This is a genomic window from Alphaproteobacteria bacterium, assembly GCA_015231795.1.
Taxonomy (GTDB): domain Bacteria; phylum Pseudomonadota; class Alphaproteobacteria; order Rhodospirillales; family WMHbin7; genus WMHbin7.
The window spans coordinates 124733-141507 of record JADGAX010000007.1 but is presented as its reverse complement, the minus strand read 5'-3'; the positions used below and the strand labels follow the sequence as shown (position 1 = coordinate 141507).

At 60.5% G+C, this 16775-nt stretch carries 13 protein-coding genes; 5 read left to right on the top strand and 8 right to left on the bottom strand.

The features are described from left to right. Positions 1-104: 104 nt before the first annotated feature. From HQL44_14375 to aprB, 3 genes are all read right to left on the bottom strand, one after another. Positions 105-1067, bottom strand: a complete 963-nt coding sequence (locus HQL44_14375; GenBank protein ID MBF0269768.1) for a YkgJ family cysteine cluster protein — start codon at positions 1065-1067, stop codon at positions 105-107. Between the two features lie 94 nt (positions 1068-1161). After that, a complete protein-coding gene (locus HQL44_14370; protein MBF0269767.1) occupies positions 1162-3081 on the bottom strand; it encodes an adenylyl-sulfate reductase subunit alpha in 1920 nt (639 codons plus the stop codon). A 28-nt stretch (positions 3082-3109) separates the two neighbouring features. Then, the gene (gene aprB, locus HQL44_14365; protein ID MBF0269766.1) at positions 3110-3532 is read right to left on the bottom strand and encodes an adenylyl-sulfate reductase subunit beta; all 423 of its coding nucleotides are present in this window, start codon (positions 3530-3532) and stop codon (positions 3110-3112) included. Between the two features lie 243 nt (positions 3533-3775). Here aprB and HQL44_14360 point away from each other — a divergent pair, with 243 nt between their 5' ends. Next, positions 3776-4138 (top strand): nucleotide pyrophosphohydrolase, encoded by a 363-nt coding sequence (locus HQL44_14360; GenBank protein ID MBF0269765.1) that lies wholly within the window; start codon positions 3776-3778, stop codon positions 4136-4138. Here HQL44_14360 and HQL44_14355 read toward each other — a convergent pair whose 3' ends face one another. The 4 genes from HQL44_14355 to HQL44_14340 all read right to left on the bottom strand — a co-directional run bounded on the left by HQL44_14355 (position 4139) and on the right by HQL44_14340 (position 8872). Continuing rightward, complete coding sequence (locus HQL44_14355) at positions 4139-6157, bottom strand: HAMP domain-containing protein (GenBank protein ID MBF0269764.1); 2019 nt, start codon at positions 6155-6157, stop codon at positions 4139-4141. Positions 6158-6288: 131 nt separating this feature from the next. Beyond that, complete coding sequence (locus tag HQL44_14350) at positions 6289-7197, bottom strand: U32 family peptidase (protein ID MBF0269763.1); 909 nt, start codon at positions 7195-7197, stop codon at positions 6289-6291. Further along, positions 7194-8192 (bottom strand): U32 family peptidase, encoded by a 999-nt coding sequence (locus tag HQL44_14345; GenBank protein ID MBF0269762.1) that lies wholly within the window; start codon positions 8190-8192, stop codon positions 7194-7196. Before HQL44_14345 ends, HQL44_14350 begins: the two co-directional genes overlap by 4 nt. Then, entirely contained in the window at positions 8189-8872 is a 684-nt protein-coding gene (locus tag HQL44_14340) for an SCP2 sterol-binding domain-containing protein (protein ID MBF0269761.1), read from the bottom strand. The genes HQL44_14345 and HQL44_14340 overlap by 4 nt, the downstream gene beginning before the upstream one ends. A 293-nt stretch (positions 8873-9165) precedes the next feature. Between HQL44_14340 and HQL44_14335 the strand changes: the two genes are divergently transcribed. Next, positions 9166-9675 carry a cold shock domain-containing protein gene (locus HQL44_14335; protein ID MBF0269760.1) on the top strand — a complete coding sequence of 170 codons (510 nt, stop codon included), beginning with the start codon at positions 9166-9168 and terminating at the stop codon, positions 9673-9675. Between the two features lie 98 nt (positions 9676-9773). On the opposite strand, the gene HQL44_14330 is transcribed toward HQL44_14335, so the two are convergent. Further along, a complete protein-coding gene (locus HQL44_14330) occupies positions 9774-9962 on the bottom strand; it encodes a hypothetical protein (protein MBF0269759.1) in 189 nt (62 codons plus the stop codon). Between the two features lie 266 nt (positions 9963-10228). Between HQL44_14330 and glgB the strand changes: the two genes are divergently transcribed. Genes glgB through malQ form a run of 3 tightly spaced genes read left to right on the top strand, consistent with a single transcriptional unit; the run spans position 10229 to position 16769 of the window. Continuing rightward, positions 10229-12442 (top strand): 1,4-alpha-glucan branching protein GlgB, encoded by a 2214-nt coding sequence (gene glgB, locus HQL44_14325; protein MBF0269758.1) that lies wholly within the window; start codon positions 10229-10231, stop codon positions 12440-12442. Continuing rightward, positions 12439-14574 carry a glycogen debranching protein GlgX gene (glgX, locus tag HQL44_14320; protein ID MBF0269757.1) on the top strand — a complete coding sequence of 712 codons (2136 nt, stop codon included), beginning with the start codon at positions 12439-12441 and terminating at the stop codon, positions 14572-14574. Before glgB ends, glgX begins: the two co-directional genes overlap by 4 nt. Further along, positions 14571-16769, top strand: coding sequence for a 4-alpha-glucanotransferase (gene malQ, locus HQL44_14315; GenBank protein ID MBF0269756.1), 2199 nt, complete (start codon positions 14571-14573; stop codon positions 16767-16769). Before glgX ends, malQ begins: the two co-directional genes overlap by 4 nt. Positions 16770-16775 lie beyond the last annotated feature (6 nt).

Sequence of the window (16775 nt, the reverse complement as noted above, 5' to 3'; positions counted from 1 at the left end):
AAAAAAGAGCGGAAAAAACGACTGACAGAAGTTTCGGCACCACAACCTCAAAGCAATTGGCAGTCTTCTCCTTTGGGTAAGGACCGCATACAGCCGGGATGGTTCTATCCTGCCCCCAAATCCGTGCGCACCTTGGCGATGGCCTGCTGAAGCACCTGTTCCTTCAGCATGATCGTCGGCTCGTTGAACAAGATGTTCTTCAGCCAGTCGAAGGCCAGTTGCAGGGCGGCTTCGTCGTCGTTCTTGATATCGTCGACCGCCATGTCGTCGATCTCGTAGGTCTCAAGGAACTTCGTGTTCAGAACGAAGCGGCGAAAGCCCTCGACGTCGGTGGTCGCCATGAAGAACATCTTCTGGGTTTGTGCCGTCGGCGCCTTGCCCATCGGGCCGCCCATGCTGCTCCAGGACGCCATCTTCATCAGAATGTCGATCCAACCGCGGTCCATCGCCTCGGACGACAGAACGCCTTGCTGTTCGCGATATTGGGCGACGTTCTGGGTTTGCTTCTCATCATGCCCCTTGCAATGTTCCTCGCGGACCAGGAAATGGAAATCCTGTTTGTCGGGGCTGTCCTTCATCTTCATCGAGACGAGGCCCAACGGATAATAGCGGCAGGTCTGCGGGCGCGACGCATAGACGGAACAACCGTCTGCGTTCATGAAATGACACGCTCCCTTGCCGTCGTCGCCTCCCATCTTCAGCTTGGCAACCGGCAGATTGGTGCGCGGAAAAAAGGCGGGCACCGTGTGCTGGGCCAGAAATTCGGACGCCGTCAGATTGAAGTGCTTGCTTAGGCGAAGAATGTCCGAAGGGGTCAAGGTGATGTCGGCGCCATGGCAGCAGCGGTTCCAGCACGACACATCCTTGTGGCAGCGGAACTGGAAGGTGTCTTCCGGCAGCAGGCGCACGGGCGTTACGGGGTCGGCATTGCCGGTCGAATCGCGCAGTGCTTCGAAGAGGTTGAATTCCTCGCCTCTGGGCTGCGGCCCGCAAGACGAACCTTCCTCGTCCAGATCGAAGCCATCTTCCTCGGAACCGATTCTGTCTTCTTCTTTGTCGCTGCTCATAGCCTGCCTGCCTTCAGAACGTTGGGGCACCGATACTAAAGAGAAAGGGGCGCCAGTGCAACCGGCGCCCCCCACCCTTTGACGTAGACCGAGCTTAGTGCTTGGCCTGACCGCTGTAGTGCTTCTCAACCAGATCCTTGTGAGGAACCTTGAAGCACGTCCACTCGCCGGTCGCCACGTCGATCTTCGAGTTGACGAAGCACTTCCAGTTCGCTTCGTCCAACTTGGGGAAGTCGGCGCGGTAGAAGAAGCCCGGATAGCGCGTCTCTTCACGGAACTGAATGTGACGCAGATGGGCTTCGGCGGTGATGATGCGGTGATAGTTTTCCCAGGCGCGCATCAGTTCGTGCAGATCCTTGGCGCGCATGAGCTTGCTGTCTTCCTTGAGCATGGTCAGCAGATGCAGACCCTGCGCCAGGAGCTTGGCGTTGGTGTTGTAGTAGGTCGAAACGCCCGCCACATACTCGTCCATCAGCTTCTGCAGACGCATCTGCAGCATGCGCGGAAGGATGTAGTTGGGGTTGACGTCTTCGGCCGTCGTCTTGTCCTTGTGCTCCATGTAATTGCGCACAGGGGTGTAGATTTCCTCAGCGATGGCCTTGATGTCGCCCTTGAGAGCGGGGACATAGCCCTTGTTGTCGCGCAGGAAGCGAACCATGTTCTTGCCGGCGATGCGGCCTTCAGCATGCGAACCCGACGAGAACTTGTGGCCGGAAGCGCCAACGCCGTCACCAGCGGTGAAGAGACCCTTCACGGTGGTCATGCGGTTGTAGCCCCATTTCCAATTGGCCGGGCTGGACAGGTCTTCCGGACCCGACACCCAGATGCCGCAGCAACCGGAGTGCGAACCCAACAGGTACGGCTCGGTCGGCATCAGTTCGGAAGCGGTCACTTCCGGACGGATGTTCATGCCGGCCCAAACGCCAGCCTGACCGATGCACATGTCGAGGAAGTCTTCCCAGGCTTCGGCTTCGAGATGCTTGATCTCCTTGGGCGTCATCGTCTCGGCCAGCTTCTTCATGGCGGTCGGCGTGTCCATCATGATGGGACCACGGCCTTCCTTCATTTCATGCAGCATGGCGTGGTTGCGCAAGCAGGTCGGAACCACGGCGGCCTTGTCGTACGGGGCGAAGTCGGCCAGCATGTGGGCGTTCTTCGTCACGTAGTTTTCGCCGAAGCCGTTCAGGGCCTGCGACTTGAAGAGCAGGAACCAAGCGCCGACCGGGCCGTAACCGTCCTTGAAGCGGGCGGGCACGAAACGGTTTTCCATCATGGTCAGCTCGGCGCCGACTTCCGCCGCCATGGCGTAGGTCGAACCGGCGTTCCACACCGGGTACCAAGTACGGCCGTTGCCTTCACCCGTCGAACGCGGGCGGAAGCAGTTCACGGCGCCACCGGCAACCAGCAGGATGGTGTTGGCCTTGAAGACGAACAGCTTGTGCTCGCGGACAGACAGGCCCACGGCGCCGGCAATGCGGTTCGGTTCCTTTTCGTCGAGCAGCAGCTTGACGATGAAGCAACGCTCGATGATGTTCTCGATGCCCAGAGCCTTCTTGGCGGCTTCAGCGACGATGGTCTTGTAGCCTTCGCCGTTGATCATGATCTGCCAGCGGCCCGAACGGACCGGCTTGCCGCCGTCCTTCAGGAGAACGTCTTCGCTGCCCTTGTCTTTCCAGATGGGCAGGCCCCACTCTTCGAACAGGTGGACCGAGTCGTCGACGTGACGACCGACGTCGTACACCAGATCGTCGCGGGTGATGCCCATGAGGTCGGCGGAAACCATGCGGACATAGTCCTCAGGCTTCTGCTCGCCCAGATAGGTGTTGATGGCCGAAAGGCCCATGGCGACGGCGCCGGAACGGTCCAAAGCCGCCTTGTCAACCAGGGTGATCTTGGCGTCGGGGGCCCAGCGGCGGGCTTCGTAAGCGCAGCCGCAGGCAGCCATGCCGCCGCCGATGATGAGAATGTCGGTTGTAACGTCGACGATCTCGGGATTGCCGAAAGTACCACTCATGTGTCGGTTCCTTTATTCGTACAGCGGATCAGATGGTGGGCAGGGTTTTGCCCGCCTCGGTGAAGAGAAGAATGCTGTCAAGGTCGCCGATTTCCGGCTTGCCCGCGTAGGGTTCGATCGAACCGACGGGGGTGGTGCGGACGGGGAACTTGAAGCGCTTCACTTCGCCATCGCGGAACTTGATGGTCCACATGATGGTGCTGTCGGTGCGCATGGGGATAACGGCGCCGCCCATCGGCACCACGTCCTGATAAGCGCGGACTTCAATGGCCTGCTGCGGGCAAGCCTTGACGCAGCACTGGCATTCCCAGCACTGATCGGGCTCTTGGTTGAAGGCCTTCATCCGCTCGGTGTCGAGCTTCATCAGGTTGTTGGGGCAGATGTACATACAAGCCGTGACTTGGCCGCCCTTGCAGCCATCGCATTTATCAGTGTGCACGAAGGTGGGCATACCCGGTCCTCCCCTTCCTCTCTCTAAAGTGTTGCGCGTAAGGCAAATTCCGGCGTCTTGCCCTGTCTCCCCGGTATTTTCCGGTTCGTCAGAGCCGCCGGTTTTCCCCTAAATATTATGGGATAGACATATGCTGAATTGCGCAAGTTTGTCAAAGGGAGAAATCATCTTTCTTAGAAGGGTATTTTTTCGTAAGGACTGTAAAGGGTTGCCCTGCCTTTCAGAGCCGGGCAAAGTACGGGGATGATTGAAAAGCCCAGCCTATCCGACCTGACAGCCCTTCTGACCGCCTTTCGCGACGAACGCGACTGGAAGAAGTTTCACACCCTGAAAAACCTACTCCTATCCCTGTCCCTGGAAGCCGCCGAGCTTCTGGAACTGGCCCAGTGGCAGACCGACGAGGAGTTGGAGGCCCGCCTGCACGACCCCAAGGTCCAGGAAAGGCTGCGCGAAGAATGTGCCGACATCTTCCTTTATCTATTATTGATTGCGGAGCGGACGGGATTCGACTTGGCCCAGGCGGGGGCGGACAAGATCGAACGCAACCGGGCCAAATATCCGGTCGAGAAGTCCAAAGGCACAGCCAAGAAATATACCGAACTGTGATCAGGCGGCGTTGACCCCTTTCAGGAAATCTTGCACGCAGGCCTGGATGCCGGTCGCTTCCTTGGACAGACCGGAAGAAATGCCCTGGATGCCGCCCGCCGCTTCCTTGGTTCGTTCGGCGACGACGTGAACCTGATCGACGGTCGCGCTCATGCCATCGGCGGCGTTGGCGGCTTGCTCGGCATTGCGCGCGATCTCGCGGGTGGCCGCCCCCTGTTCCTCGACCGCCGAGGCGATGGCCCCGGAAATCTCGCTGATCCGCTGGATGATCTCCATGATGGACTGGATGGCCCGCACAGCCTCGTCGGTGGCCTGCTGAACGCCTTGCACCTGCTGCGTAATTTCTTCCGTTGCCTTGCCGGTTTGGTTGGCCAGATTCTTCACCTCGTTGGCGACCACGGCGAATCCCTTGCCCGCCTCGCCCGCTCTGGCCGCCTCGATGGTGGCGTTCAAGGCGAGCAGATTGGTTTGCGAGGCGATGTCATTGATCAAGGTGACGACTTCACTGATCCGCTGAGCCGCCGTCGATAGACCCAGAACCGTTTGGTTGGCCGCATGCGCCTGATCCACCGCCTGACCGGCCACCTGAGACGATTCGCTGACTTGTCTGGCGATCTCATCGATCGAGGCGGACAATTCCTCGGCCGCCGCCGCCACCGCCTGGACGCTGCTTGTAGTGTTTTCGGCGGCCTTGGCGACAGTGCCTGCCTGCATGCCTGTATCGCCCGCCGTCCGGCTCATGTCGCCCGACGTCTCTTCCATGCGCTTTACCGACTGGCCCAACGACGACAGAATGCCCGCCACCTGGGTTTCGAATGTCTTGGCCAGACCGCGCAGTTTTTCCGCTTGTTGCGCGCGCTGGCGATGTTCGGATTCTTGTTCCGCCGCCAATCGTTCGGCTTCCTGCAAGCCGCTCTTGAAAATCTCGACGGAACGAGCCATGCCTCCCACTTCGTCTTGGCGCTTGTTGAACGGCACAACGACATTCAGCTTTCCATCGGCCAGTTCGCTCATGACTTGGCTTAGCCGCGCCAGGCTTTGACTGATCGAACGTCCCAACCAGAATGAGAAAGCTAACGCCGCCATCAGCACCAGGGCTGCGGCGGCCAGATTAAGCGCCAGCTTGCCCTTGAATCCCGATATGCGCTGCGCCAGCAGGCGATCAAGTTCGGCCAGCGACGCCAACCACATCGCGTCCGTGGCCGCCACCACCTTGCCCTGAAGGTCGACCAGCATTTTGGCGTCTGGCTTGACGGCAGCGGCGCCAGCCATCGGGCTTAGGGCATCCAAAGCCGTCCCATAGGCATCGACCGCCGCCTTCAGTCCTGCGAAGGGCTTGTCCAGGGCGGACTTCATCGAACCGTCGGCATTCCCCCGATAACCGGCATCGAGCGATGCGGCCGTTCCATCCATGGCGGCCTGGAAACCGGCCCGGCGTTTCAGAAATTCAGCCGCCTTGGCAAGTTCGCCCGCGCCACCAGCCGCTTCCTGCGCGGTTTCCAGAACCTGGGCAGAACTGTCGGCAAGTTCCGGCAACTTGATCACAACCAGATCCATGGCGTAGTAGGAATCGAGATCCGGATCGAGGATCAGGTTCGACGCATCGCCGACCCGCGCGATGGCGGCGCGCACGGCGGACACCGCCTCCCTATAGGAGTCGCGCCGCTCCGTCGGGCCAGCCTGACCAGCCTCCTTCAACTTCTTCACCGTCGCTAGAATGGGGCCGTAAACTTCCTCGGCGCCGACATCGCTCCCCACCCTGCGGTGAACCGTCGCCAGTTGCTCAAGTCCGACGCTAAAGGCCTTGGCGTCCAGCTTGTCGGCGGCAAAACCGCCCGCCAGTTCAATCTCAAGCCCCCGCAGGGCTGCGATATATTGGCTGCCCAATTCCTCCTTGGCGGCGAAATCGATGTCCTTATTGCTTTGCGCGATCAGCAGCCACGCCAGAAAAGCAGCCGGGATCACGAAGACCAACGAAAGCAGGGTTAGTTTTCTATCGATTTTGTAGCTATCCAGCATCGGAGGCCCCCATGACATACGGCTGCGCAGTTCATGCGCAGTTCGGTTGCACTCCGGTGACAATGATTATGCAGGGTGTTGTTTATTGCAAGCGAAAGTTAACGGGGGATCATTAACCGCCAGTCATAAGGCTACTCAGCCTCGTCTCCGCTCCAAGCCAAACCTTCGCGGCCCTGCCAATAACCATCAACGAAGGGAACATCAGGACAAAGTTCGCGCAGTCTTGATCCCGTCTCATCGGGCGAAATCTTCCCGTCGAGCGCGTTTCTCCACAGAGAAGCAACGGCCACCATGTCGGCATCTTGGGGCATCAAACGCATGCGTCCGATGCCGATCTCTCGCAGCTCGGGCAATTTAGCCGCCAGTTCGACATAACCGTGCGACATGGTTTCGGTGCCGTTGACGATCAGGATATTCTGTCCGTCCAGCGTATCGACCGGCTTGCCGTCGGCATCCAATCCGCAAACATATTGGCAGGAATCCTTGGCCAAGCCGTGCGCCCGGGCATGGTAACAGCGCGCTGAAACGGTCAAGGGCAGGCGACCGAACACCATCATTTCCAATTCCATGTCGCCCTTGGCCTTCGACAGCAGAGCCGCCATCTGGGCCGACGCTTCGACATGCAGGCAGGCCCGCACAGCGCCCAGGCCCGCGAAAACCTTCAGCGTGTCCTCGTTGAACAGATTGACATAGGGGCCAACCACGAAGGGCTGACCGTTCAGGGCGGGAATGCCCGCCACATCATTGACTTCGACCATCAGACCGGCATCGGCAGCCCCTGCCAGCGCCTCCATCTCGCGCTCGCTGGTCACCAGGGCCAGGGTGGACAACACCACCTCTTTGCCCGCCTTTTGCAGACGCTCGGCCACTTCCGGAATCATCGGATCGAAGAAGGGTGAGCGCTTCGAACACACCACTTCGCCCAGATGCACGCTATCGACCGGGGCTTCGTCGGCCATTCGGAAATAGAAATCGCGCCGTCTTTCGGGCGTCCAATGAAACAGAAGCGGCCCGATGGAAAGTTTTTGGGAAGATGTCATCGCCAGCTCTTTTTATAAGCGCCCGTGGTCTGGCGTCCGCCCTCGGAATGTTGTGAAAGCGCCCCTGCGCCAACCGCGCCACCATGGCCGCCCGCAAGCTGATCGATGGCCTTTCTGAAGGTGCCCACCACTTCCGCCACATAGGCCTTGCCACGCTGTCGTCCCTCGATCTTCAAGGCCTTGACACCCGCCGCTTTCAATTGCGGCAGAATGTCGATGGTGTTCAGGCTGACCGGGTCCTCGAACAGATACGAGGTTTTTCCATCGGCCACGAAACGGCCCTTGCAAGGCGTCGGATAGCCAGCCGGTTCGTTCTTCTCGAAACTGTTGATGGTGATGCCGCCCAGGCGCGACAGCAGCTTGCCGCCTTCCTCGTCATAACGCACATGGCTGGCGGGCGCGCAAGCGCCCTGGCTGTTGGGCGATGTGCCGGTAAGATAGGATGACAGCGCGCAACGCCCCTCGGCCATCACGCACAATCCGCCGAAGGCGAAAACCTCGGTTTCGACGCCGATCTCGCGGGTCAGCTTGGCGATTTCATCGACCGTCAGAACGCGCGGCAACACCACGCGCTTGACGTCGAAACGGTCGCGATAGAAGGCGATGGCGGAAGCGTTCGAGGCTGCCGCCTGCACCGACAGATGCAACCGCTGTCCGGGATGCGTTCTATGCGCATAGTCCAATAGGCCGATATCGGCCAGAATGATGGCGTCGGCGCCCAGGCTGTGCGCGTCGTCCACCGCCCTGTGCCAGGGCTGGGCATTGCCCGCCTTGGGAAAGGTATTGATGGCGATCAGCACTTTGCGGCCTTTGGCGTGGGCGTAGGCGATGCCCTCTTTCATTTCGCGCCGGTCGAAATTGAGACCGGGGAAATTGCGCGCATTGGTCTCGTCGCGAAAGCCGCAATAGACGGTATCGGCGCCCGCATCGACGGCGGCGCGCAAAGCTGCCGGCGTTCCCGCCGGACAAACCAATTCCAGATAAGGCTCGTTCATGCCGGGGCCGCTTCCTTGTTTTTGGCGGCGCGGGTTTCCAGCTTGGACAGACGGGTCTTCAGACCAGAAATTTCGGCGCGCAACGCATCGGCTTCCGCTTCCGGCCCGCGCTGGTCGTGCGCCATGTCGTGAAGCGAACGCAAGCCATCCTGCGCTCGCAACGCTAGGCGCTTGGCCATGTCGTCGGCCACGGCGATCAGACGGGCGGCGGGTGTGGCGAAGGGACCCAAAAAGGCCAGAACGTCGTCGAGAACCGATATTTCCTCGCCGTCCAGCGTATTGCGCAGCGCCACGATCAGCGCCGTGTCGCCGGTGACGGTCAATTCGCGGGTGAAGAACAGGCTGTCGCCGTCGATGCGTCCTTCCATCAGATCGATCAAGGTAGCCAGACGCCCTGAAATTGTGGCCTGGGCCTCGTCGTCCTCGTGGGCCAACATCAGGCGCACCGGAGCGCTTCCTTCGTTAATGTCGATCAGGAAGCGATGATGGGTGTCCCGGGGTTCGATGACAATCCGAGCTGGGGCCAACTCCGCCAATCTTTCGATCAGGCGGGGGTGGCGGCGTTCGACCAGACGCATGGCAAGGCCCAGCAAAGGCTCCAGCGCCTTGGGCGGCATGGGACGCAGGGCAAGCCCTGCCAGCCGGGCCGGAAGTTCGAGATGGCGGGTGGTCTGAGACATGGCACATATCCGATTATGCTTAAGCACTAGACTTTGCACCTTCAGACGCCGCCCCGTCAACATTACCGGCCGCCTCCCCGATACCACAAGCGCTGGGGGGTGTGCGCCTCCCCTCCCCCTAAAGACAGGCGTTGGAGGGTGTAAAATCCAAGAAGCGCTTGCAATCGCAGGACGATTTGGAACGGTCACGAGAAAATCTCTGGAAAAGAAGCCCGAGTCGTGAGACAAATTCAGGGTCTGGAACCCCGAGAGGAGTCCGGACGGGGATTTGAGTTGATGAAGGGGCGGTACAAGTGTCCAATTACGGTTTCGGAGGGGGAAAGCCAAGAGCTCCCCAGCAAGGGTTCCAAATTCGAGCCCGCGTGAAATGGTTCAATCCAGACAAGGGATTTGGTTTCGTGGCGCCGATGGACGGATCGCCCGACGCCTTCTTGCACGTCTCGGTGCTTCAGAAATTCGGCCTCGCCATTCTGCCCGAAGGGGCGGAAATCCTGTGCGAGGTGGCGCAGGGCGCCAAGGGCCAGCAGGTTTTGAGCATCCTGGATGCCGACACCACGAACCTGCCTCAGCCCGAGCCGCCCCCGGCGGCCGACGGTCCCTCTCTTTCCGGCGCCGTCAAATGGTTCGCCGCCGAGAAGGGCTTTGGCTTCATTACCGCCGACGACGGCGGCAAGGATGTCTTCATCCATAAAAGCGTGCTGCGCCGCTGCGGCATCGAAACCCTGGCCGAAGGCCAGCGGGTTCAGGTGGTCGCCACCAGCACGCCCAAGGGCCGCGAAGCCACCTGGATCGATCTGGGTTGACCCTTCCTCGTCGACCAAGCAAAGCACCCCGGCAGACAAAAAAACACCCCGCCTTCGAGCGGGGTGTTTTCATTCAGTCGGCGAAGCCGAAGCTGACGTCAGTGGGCTTCCTCGTTTCCGCCGCCGGCATTTCCAGCCAGGATGGTCACGACGACCAAGCCAAGACCAGCCAGGGCCAGAGCCAGATAGAGCGGCAGGAAGAACTTGAAGACGAAAATGCTGAAGTAAAGAGCGAGAACAACAAGGGCCAGAACAAGCGTGCCCAGCGTCTTGGCGGTAGCGTTCATGCGAAAAACCCTCCATCGAGTCCGGCTAGGCTCCCCCAGGAGCCGGATAAAACATTCGACGTAGGTACTACGCCCCGCCCCGTTTGTCTATAGTTCTCTGATGTGCTCAAGTTCTCTGATGTGCTCATATAGTCTTTGCTTTGATATAGATCAAACGACAAATGATGGACAACCTCATGCTACGAAGCCTGTCCACCAATCGTCTCTTGCCCTGAAGCTCTTGAAGGGAAAGACTGCTTAGCCCGCAACAAACAAGAAACCGGATCATGCCCAACCGTTCATCCAAAAGCCGCAAGCCCAACCCCGCCGATCTGATCGCTCTTGGCGACCATTCCGACCCCTTCGGCTATCTCGGCCTGCACAAGGGGGAAAATGGACGCCATGCGCTGCGCAGTTTCCAGCCGGGCGCCTCACGCGTCGAGGTGGTCGATCGAGGCACGGGGCAGCCCTTGGCCGAGATGGGCCGCATCCACGACAGCGGCATCTTCGAGGCAGAGTTGGACACGCCGCCCGCCAAGGGATGGCGGTTGCGCGTTCATTCAAGCGGCGGCGCCATGGCCGAGGTCGAGGACGCCTATCGTTTCGGCACCACCTTCGGCGACATGGACCGCCACCTGTTGGGCGAAGGCACGCATTGGCGTTCGTTCGACGTGCTGGGCGCGCATCCGATGGAGATCGACGGCGTTGCCGGAACGCGCTTTGCCGTTTGGGCGCCCAATGCCAGACGCGTCAGCGTCATCGGCGACTTTAACCAATGGGATGGACGCCGCCATGCGATGCGCCTGCATCCGGGGATTGGCGTTTGGGAAATCTTCGTTCCGGGCGTGCATGTCGGCGACGTCTACAAATTCGAGATCAAGGCGCAATCGGGCGCGCTGATGGCCGAAAAGTCGGACCCTTGCGGATTCTGGGCCGAAGTGCCGCCCAAAAGCGCCAGCCGCGTCTGGAAGGTCGGCGGGCGCGACTGGCACGATGGACAGTGGATGAAGAAGCGCCAGGACATGAATGCGCTGGACCGCCCGGTCAGCATTTACGAGGTGCATCTGGGATCGTGGAAGCGCGTGCCGGAAGAAGGCAACCGCCCGCTCACCTATCGCGAGATGGCGCATCAGCTGGCGCAGTATGTCGAGGAAATGGGATTCACCCATATCGAATTCCTGCCCGTACACGAACATCCCTTCGATGGTTCGTGGGGCTATCAGCCGATCGGCCTGTTCGCTCCGTCGTCGCGCTACGGCTCGCCCGACGACTTCGCCTATCTGGTCGATTACCTGCATGGGCGCGGTATCGGCGTCATCATCGACTGGGTGGCTGGCCATTTCCCCTCGGACGCCCACGGCCCCGCTTGGTTCGACGGCTCGCATCTGTACGAGCACGAGGACCCGCGTCAGGGCATCCACAAGGATTGGAACACGCTGATCTACAATTACGGCCGCAACGAGGTGGCAAATTTTCTGCTGTCGAACGCGCTGTTCTGGATGGAAAACTTCCATATCGACGGGCTGCGGGTCGATGCCGTGGCGTCGATGCTATACCTCGATTATTCCAGAGAGCCGGGCGAGTGGATTCCCAACAGCTACGGCGGCAATGAAAATCTGGAAGCCATTTCCTTCATCCGTCGCATGAACGAACTGGTCTATGGGCAGCATGCGGGCGTCATGACCATCGCCGAGGAATCGACGGCTTGGCCGATGGTGTCGCGCCCCACTTGGCTGGGCGGACTGGGGTTCGGCCTGAAATGGAACATGGGCTGGATGCACGACACCTTGCGCTTCATGAGCAAGGACCCCGTTCACCGGCGCTATCATCACGACGACCTGACCTTCGGCCTGCTCTACGCTTGGCACGAAAACTTCATCTTGCCGCTCTCGCACGACGAAGTGGTGCATGGTAAAGGATCGATCCTGTCTCGCATGCCGGGCGACCGCTGGCAGCGTTTCGCCAGTCTGCGCGCCTATTATGGATTCATGTACGGCCAGCCCGGCAAGAAACTGCTGTTCATGGGCTGCGAATTCGGCCAGGAAAACGAATGGAATTATCAGACGTCGCTGGACTGGCATCTGATGGGCGATACGATGCATGAAGGGGCTAGGCGCTGCGTTGCCGACCTCAACCATCTGTACCGAGACACGCCCGCCCTGCACGAGCTTGACTGCGACCCGGCGGGTTTCAGCTGGATCGACTGCAACGACCGCGACAACAGCGTGATTTCCTGGCTGCGCAAAAGCAAGGGCGAGCAGGACGTGGTGTTGCTGGTCAGCAATTTCACGCCGGTGCTGCGCCACGGCTATCGCGTCGGCGTGCCCAGGGCCGGTTTCTGGCAAGAAATCCTCAACACCGATTCCGCCTATTACGGCGGATCGGACGCCGGAAACGGCGGCGGACGCCAAGCCGAGGAAATTCCCTGGCATGGGCAATCCTTCTCGCTGGATTTGACATTGCCGCCGCTATCTACCATCGCTCTTCGGTGCAAGGGATGAGCCGAAGCCAGAGTTTGAAATCTGGCAGCCCCTATCCGCTTGGCGCTTCTTGGAGCGGCAAGGGAGTCAACTTCGCCCTCTTCTCGGCCCATGCCGAGAAGGTCGAACTGTGCTTGTTCGACCATCATGGGCATCACGAAACCGAACGCGTCTTGATGCCCGAATACACGGACGAAGTCTGGCACGCGCACTTGCCTGACATTCGCCCCGGCCAACTTTACGGCTATCGCGTCTACGGCCCCTATGATCCGCAGCATGGGCACCGCTTCAATCATCACAAATTGCTGCTCGATCCCTATGCCAAAGCGCTGCACGGCGACCTGAAATGGAGCGACGCCCATTACGGATTCAAGGTGGGAAGCCCGATGGGCGACCTGTCTTTCGACAAGCGCGACAACGCGAAATACATGCCCAAATGCCAGGTGGTGGATACGGCCTTCACATGGGGCGCCGATCGCCCGCCCGCCATCCCATTTCCGCGCGCGGTCTTCTACGAACTGCATGCCAAGGGCTTCACCAAGAAACACCCCCAGGTGCCAGGAAGAATGAAGGGCACGTTTCTGGGCCTTGGCCATCCTTCGGTCATTGAATATTTCACCCATCTGGGCGTGACGTCTCTTGAAATCCTGCCCGTGCACGCAGCAGTCGATGAACAGTTCCTGGTCAAGCGTGGCCTGTCCAATTACTGGGGCTACAACACCATCGGCTTCTTCGCTCCCGACGCCCGGTTCATCGCCGACAACGCGCTGGGCGATTTCAAGAGTATGGTGCAAAACCTACACGAAGCGGGCATCGAAGTGATCTTGGACGTGGTCTACAACCACACCGCCGAAGGCAACCATATGGGGCCGACCCTCAGCTTCAAGGGGATCGACAACGCGTCATACTATCGTCTGGTGCCGGGCGACGAGCGGCATTACGAAAACTATTCTGGCTGTGGAAATACGCTGAACCTGCGCCATCCCCGCGTTCTTCAGATGGTGATGGATTCCTTGCGCTACTGGGTCGAGGAAATGCATGTCGACGGCTTTCGCTTCGATCTGGCGGCCTCGCTGGCCCGCGAGCGCGCCGGTTTCGACGGCGGTTCGGGCTTCCTGGACGCCATGCGCCAAGACCCGGTGTTGTCGCGCGTCAAACTGATCGCTGAACCCTGGGACTTGGGCGGCGACGGCTATCGGCTGGGCGGCTTCCCCCCCGGTTGGTCGGAATGGAACGGGCGCTTTCGCGACACCGTCCGCCAGTTCTGGCGGGGAGATGGCGGCTTGATCGGCGACATGGCCTCGCGCGTCACGGGATCGTCGGACCTTTTCGAATGGGGCGGACGCAGGCCCTGGGCCAGCATGAATTTCGTGACCGCGCATGACGGATTCACCCTGGCCGACCTGACCAGCTTCGACCGCAAGCACAACGACGCCAACGGCGAGGAAAACCGCGACGGCACGGACGCCAACTATTCATGGAATTGCGGCGTCGAGGGGCCGACGGCCAACGCGTCCGTCTTGAAGTTGCGCCATCAGCAAAGACGCAATCTGATGGCCACGCTTTTGCTGTCCCAGGGCGTTCCCATGATGCTGGCGGGCGACGAAATGGGAAAGAGTCAGAACGGCAACAACAACGCCTATTGCCAGGATACGGAACTGGCCTGGATCGATTGGATGGACATCGACGAGGACATGCTGGCCTTTACGCGCGTCCTGCTTGGGCTGCGCGCCCGCCACCCCGTCTTTCGCCGCCCTCGTTACTTCAAGGGAACCGAGATCGGAAATCACGTCAAGGATCTCGTTTGGCTGACGCCCGAGGGCAAGGAAATGACGCCGCACGATTGGCAGGTGCCCTATGCCCGCTCGCTGGCATTCCTGCTGAACGGAGAAGTCACGTTGCATGATAGCAACGATGGGCGTTCCGGCATGCGCGACGACACGTTCATCGTCATCATGAACGCTTATCACGACGCCATTCCCTATGTGCTGCCGCCGCCATCGGTCGGCTTGGTTTGGGAAATCGTGATCGACACGGCCCTGCAAGATGGCTTGGGGCATGGTCGAATCGCCGAGGCGGGCGAACAGTACGTCATGAAAGGCCGCTCGATGGCCGTTCTGAAACGAAAATCGGCAAACCGGGGTGCTGAATGAACGACATGCGCGATCTTGACCGTCTTGCCCAAATGGCCGGCATCGAGCCTGGCTGGTGGGATTTCTTCGGCCAGTGGCGCCCAGTGACCGACGAGACGAAGCGTCACTTCCTGAAGTCGATGGGACTGACTGCCGACAGCGACGCCGAGGCCAGCGCCAGCCTGCAACGGCTTGAGGAACGGACCTGGCGGCGCGGCGCTCCGGCCACCCATATCGTGCGTCTTGGCCAGGATGCGCCGCCGATTCCCATCGCCCTTCACGAGCAGGCCGGGCGCGGCCGCTGGCGCGTTCTGGAGGAATCGGGAAATCTGCTGACGGGCGAATTCAACGCCGCCGACCTTGTTCAGGTCGAAGAACGCTGGATCGACGGCAAACTATATTTCAAACGCCTGCTTGCCTGCCCCGCGCCGTTGGAAATCGGCTACCACCGCTTGTCGGTCGAATTGGGGCCGGGCATGGCGACCGAAACCTCGCTGATCGTCGCCCCATCATCGGCCTATATCCCGGAACCATTGCATTCCGGCGGACGCGTCTGGGGCGTGTCGGCCCAGCTTTACGGCTTGAGGCGTGGCCAGGACAAGGGCTTTGGCATCGGCGATTTCACAGCCCTTCAAGATTTTGTCGAGGCGGCGGGAGACTTGGGCGCCGGGGCCGTCGGCCTTAATCCCCTGCATGCCCGCTTCATGTCGCAGCCTGATCGCATCAGCCCTTATTCGCCTTCTTCCAGGCTGTTTCTGGACGCCATCTATATCGACCCTCAGGCCCTGCCGGAATTCGCCCAAGTAAAGGCGCAGGCCGATAAAATGGAAGGCCAACGCCAAAAGGCGGAAAAGTCGGACTTGATCGATTATCCCGAAGTAGCGGCCATGAAGTTCCCGCTGCTGGAGGAAATGTTCGGCCATTTCCACAAGAACGAATTGGGCAAGCAACCGACGGAACGGGGCCGGGATTTTCTGGCCTATGTGCGTGAGCAAGGCGCTTCGCTTGAACGTTTCGCCCGCTTCCAGGCCCTGCAGGAGCATTTCCAGAAGCAAGCGCCCGAGATGGGCTGGTGGCGACGCTGGCCTGAAGGTTTCCGCAGCCCGAATTCGCCGGACGTGGCGCATTTCGCCATGGAACATGAGCGACGGATCTTGTTCTTCCAATATCTGGAATATCTGGCCGACCGGCAACTGGGTGCAGCGGAAGCTGCCGCCCGCAAGCATGGCATGGCGATTGGCCTGTATCGCGACCTGGGGGTCGGCATTCCCGGCGACAGCGGCGAAGCCTGGTCCTTGCAAGACGCGCTGGCCCTGGGCATCGGCGTCGGCGCCCCACCCGACCCCTTGAATCTGAAAGGCCAGGATTGGGGCCTGTCGCCTTTCAATCCGGTCGCTCTCGACGAGCTTGGCTATGCCCCCTTCGCGCAGGTTCTGCGCGCCAATATGCGTCATGCGGGCGCCATGCGGCTCGATCACGCCATGTCGCTAGTCCGGCTTTACTGGGTGCCGGAGGGTAACGACGCCGATCAGGGCGCCTATGTGCGCATGCCCGCCGACGCCCTGTTCGCCGTGCTGGCGCTTGAAAGCCAACGCGCCAAGTGCTTGGTGATCGGCGAGGATCTGGGAACGGTCCCCGACGGCTTTCGCGAGCGCATGAGGGCCGAAGGACTGTTCGCCTATCGCCTGCTGCCCTTCGAACGCCGCCATGACGGCCAGTTCAAACGCCCGCATGAAATCGACGCGCAGGCCCTGGTCACGGCGGGCACGCACGATCTGGCCCCGCTGGCGGGCTGGTGGAAGGGGCGCGACCTTGACTGGCGCGAACAGCTTCGCCTGTATCCCAAACCAGAGACGGCGGGCCATGAACGCCATGGCCGCCACGAAGACCGCCAGCGCCTTGTCTGGGCGCTTTCGGAACTGGGCTGCATCGACCCCATCTTTCCCGCCGACGGCCATCTCGACCAGGAATTGGCTGGCCAATTATGCCTTGGCGTGCATCGCTATCTGTGCGAATCCCCCACCCAGGTCATGATGGCCCAGTTTGAAGATATGCTGCTTCAAGAAGAGCCGATGAATCTGCCGGGAACGGTGGCCGAGCATCCGAATTGGCGCAGGCGCTACGCGCGCAGCATTGAGGACTGGCGGCAAGATGGATTGGCGAAATCCATCGCCCTTCATTTGAGCCAATCCAGACCCTCCCTCGTCAAGAGCTAGGCCGCG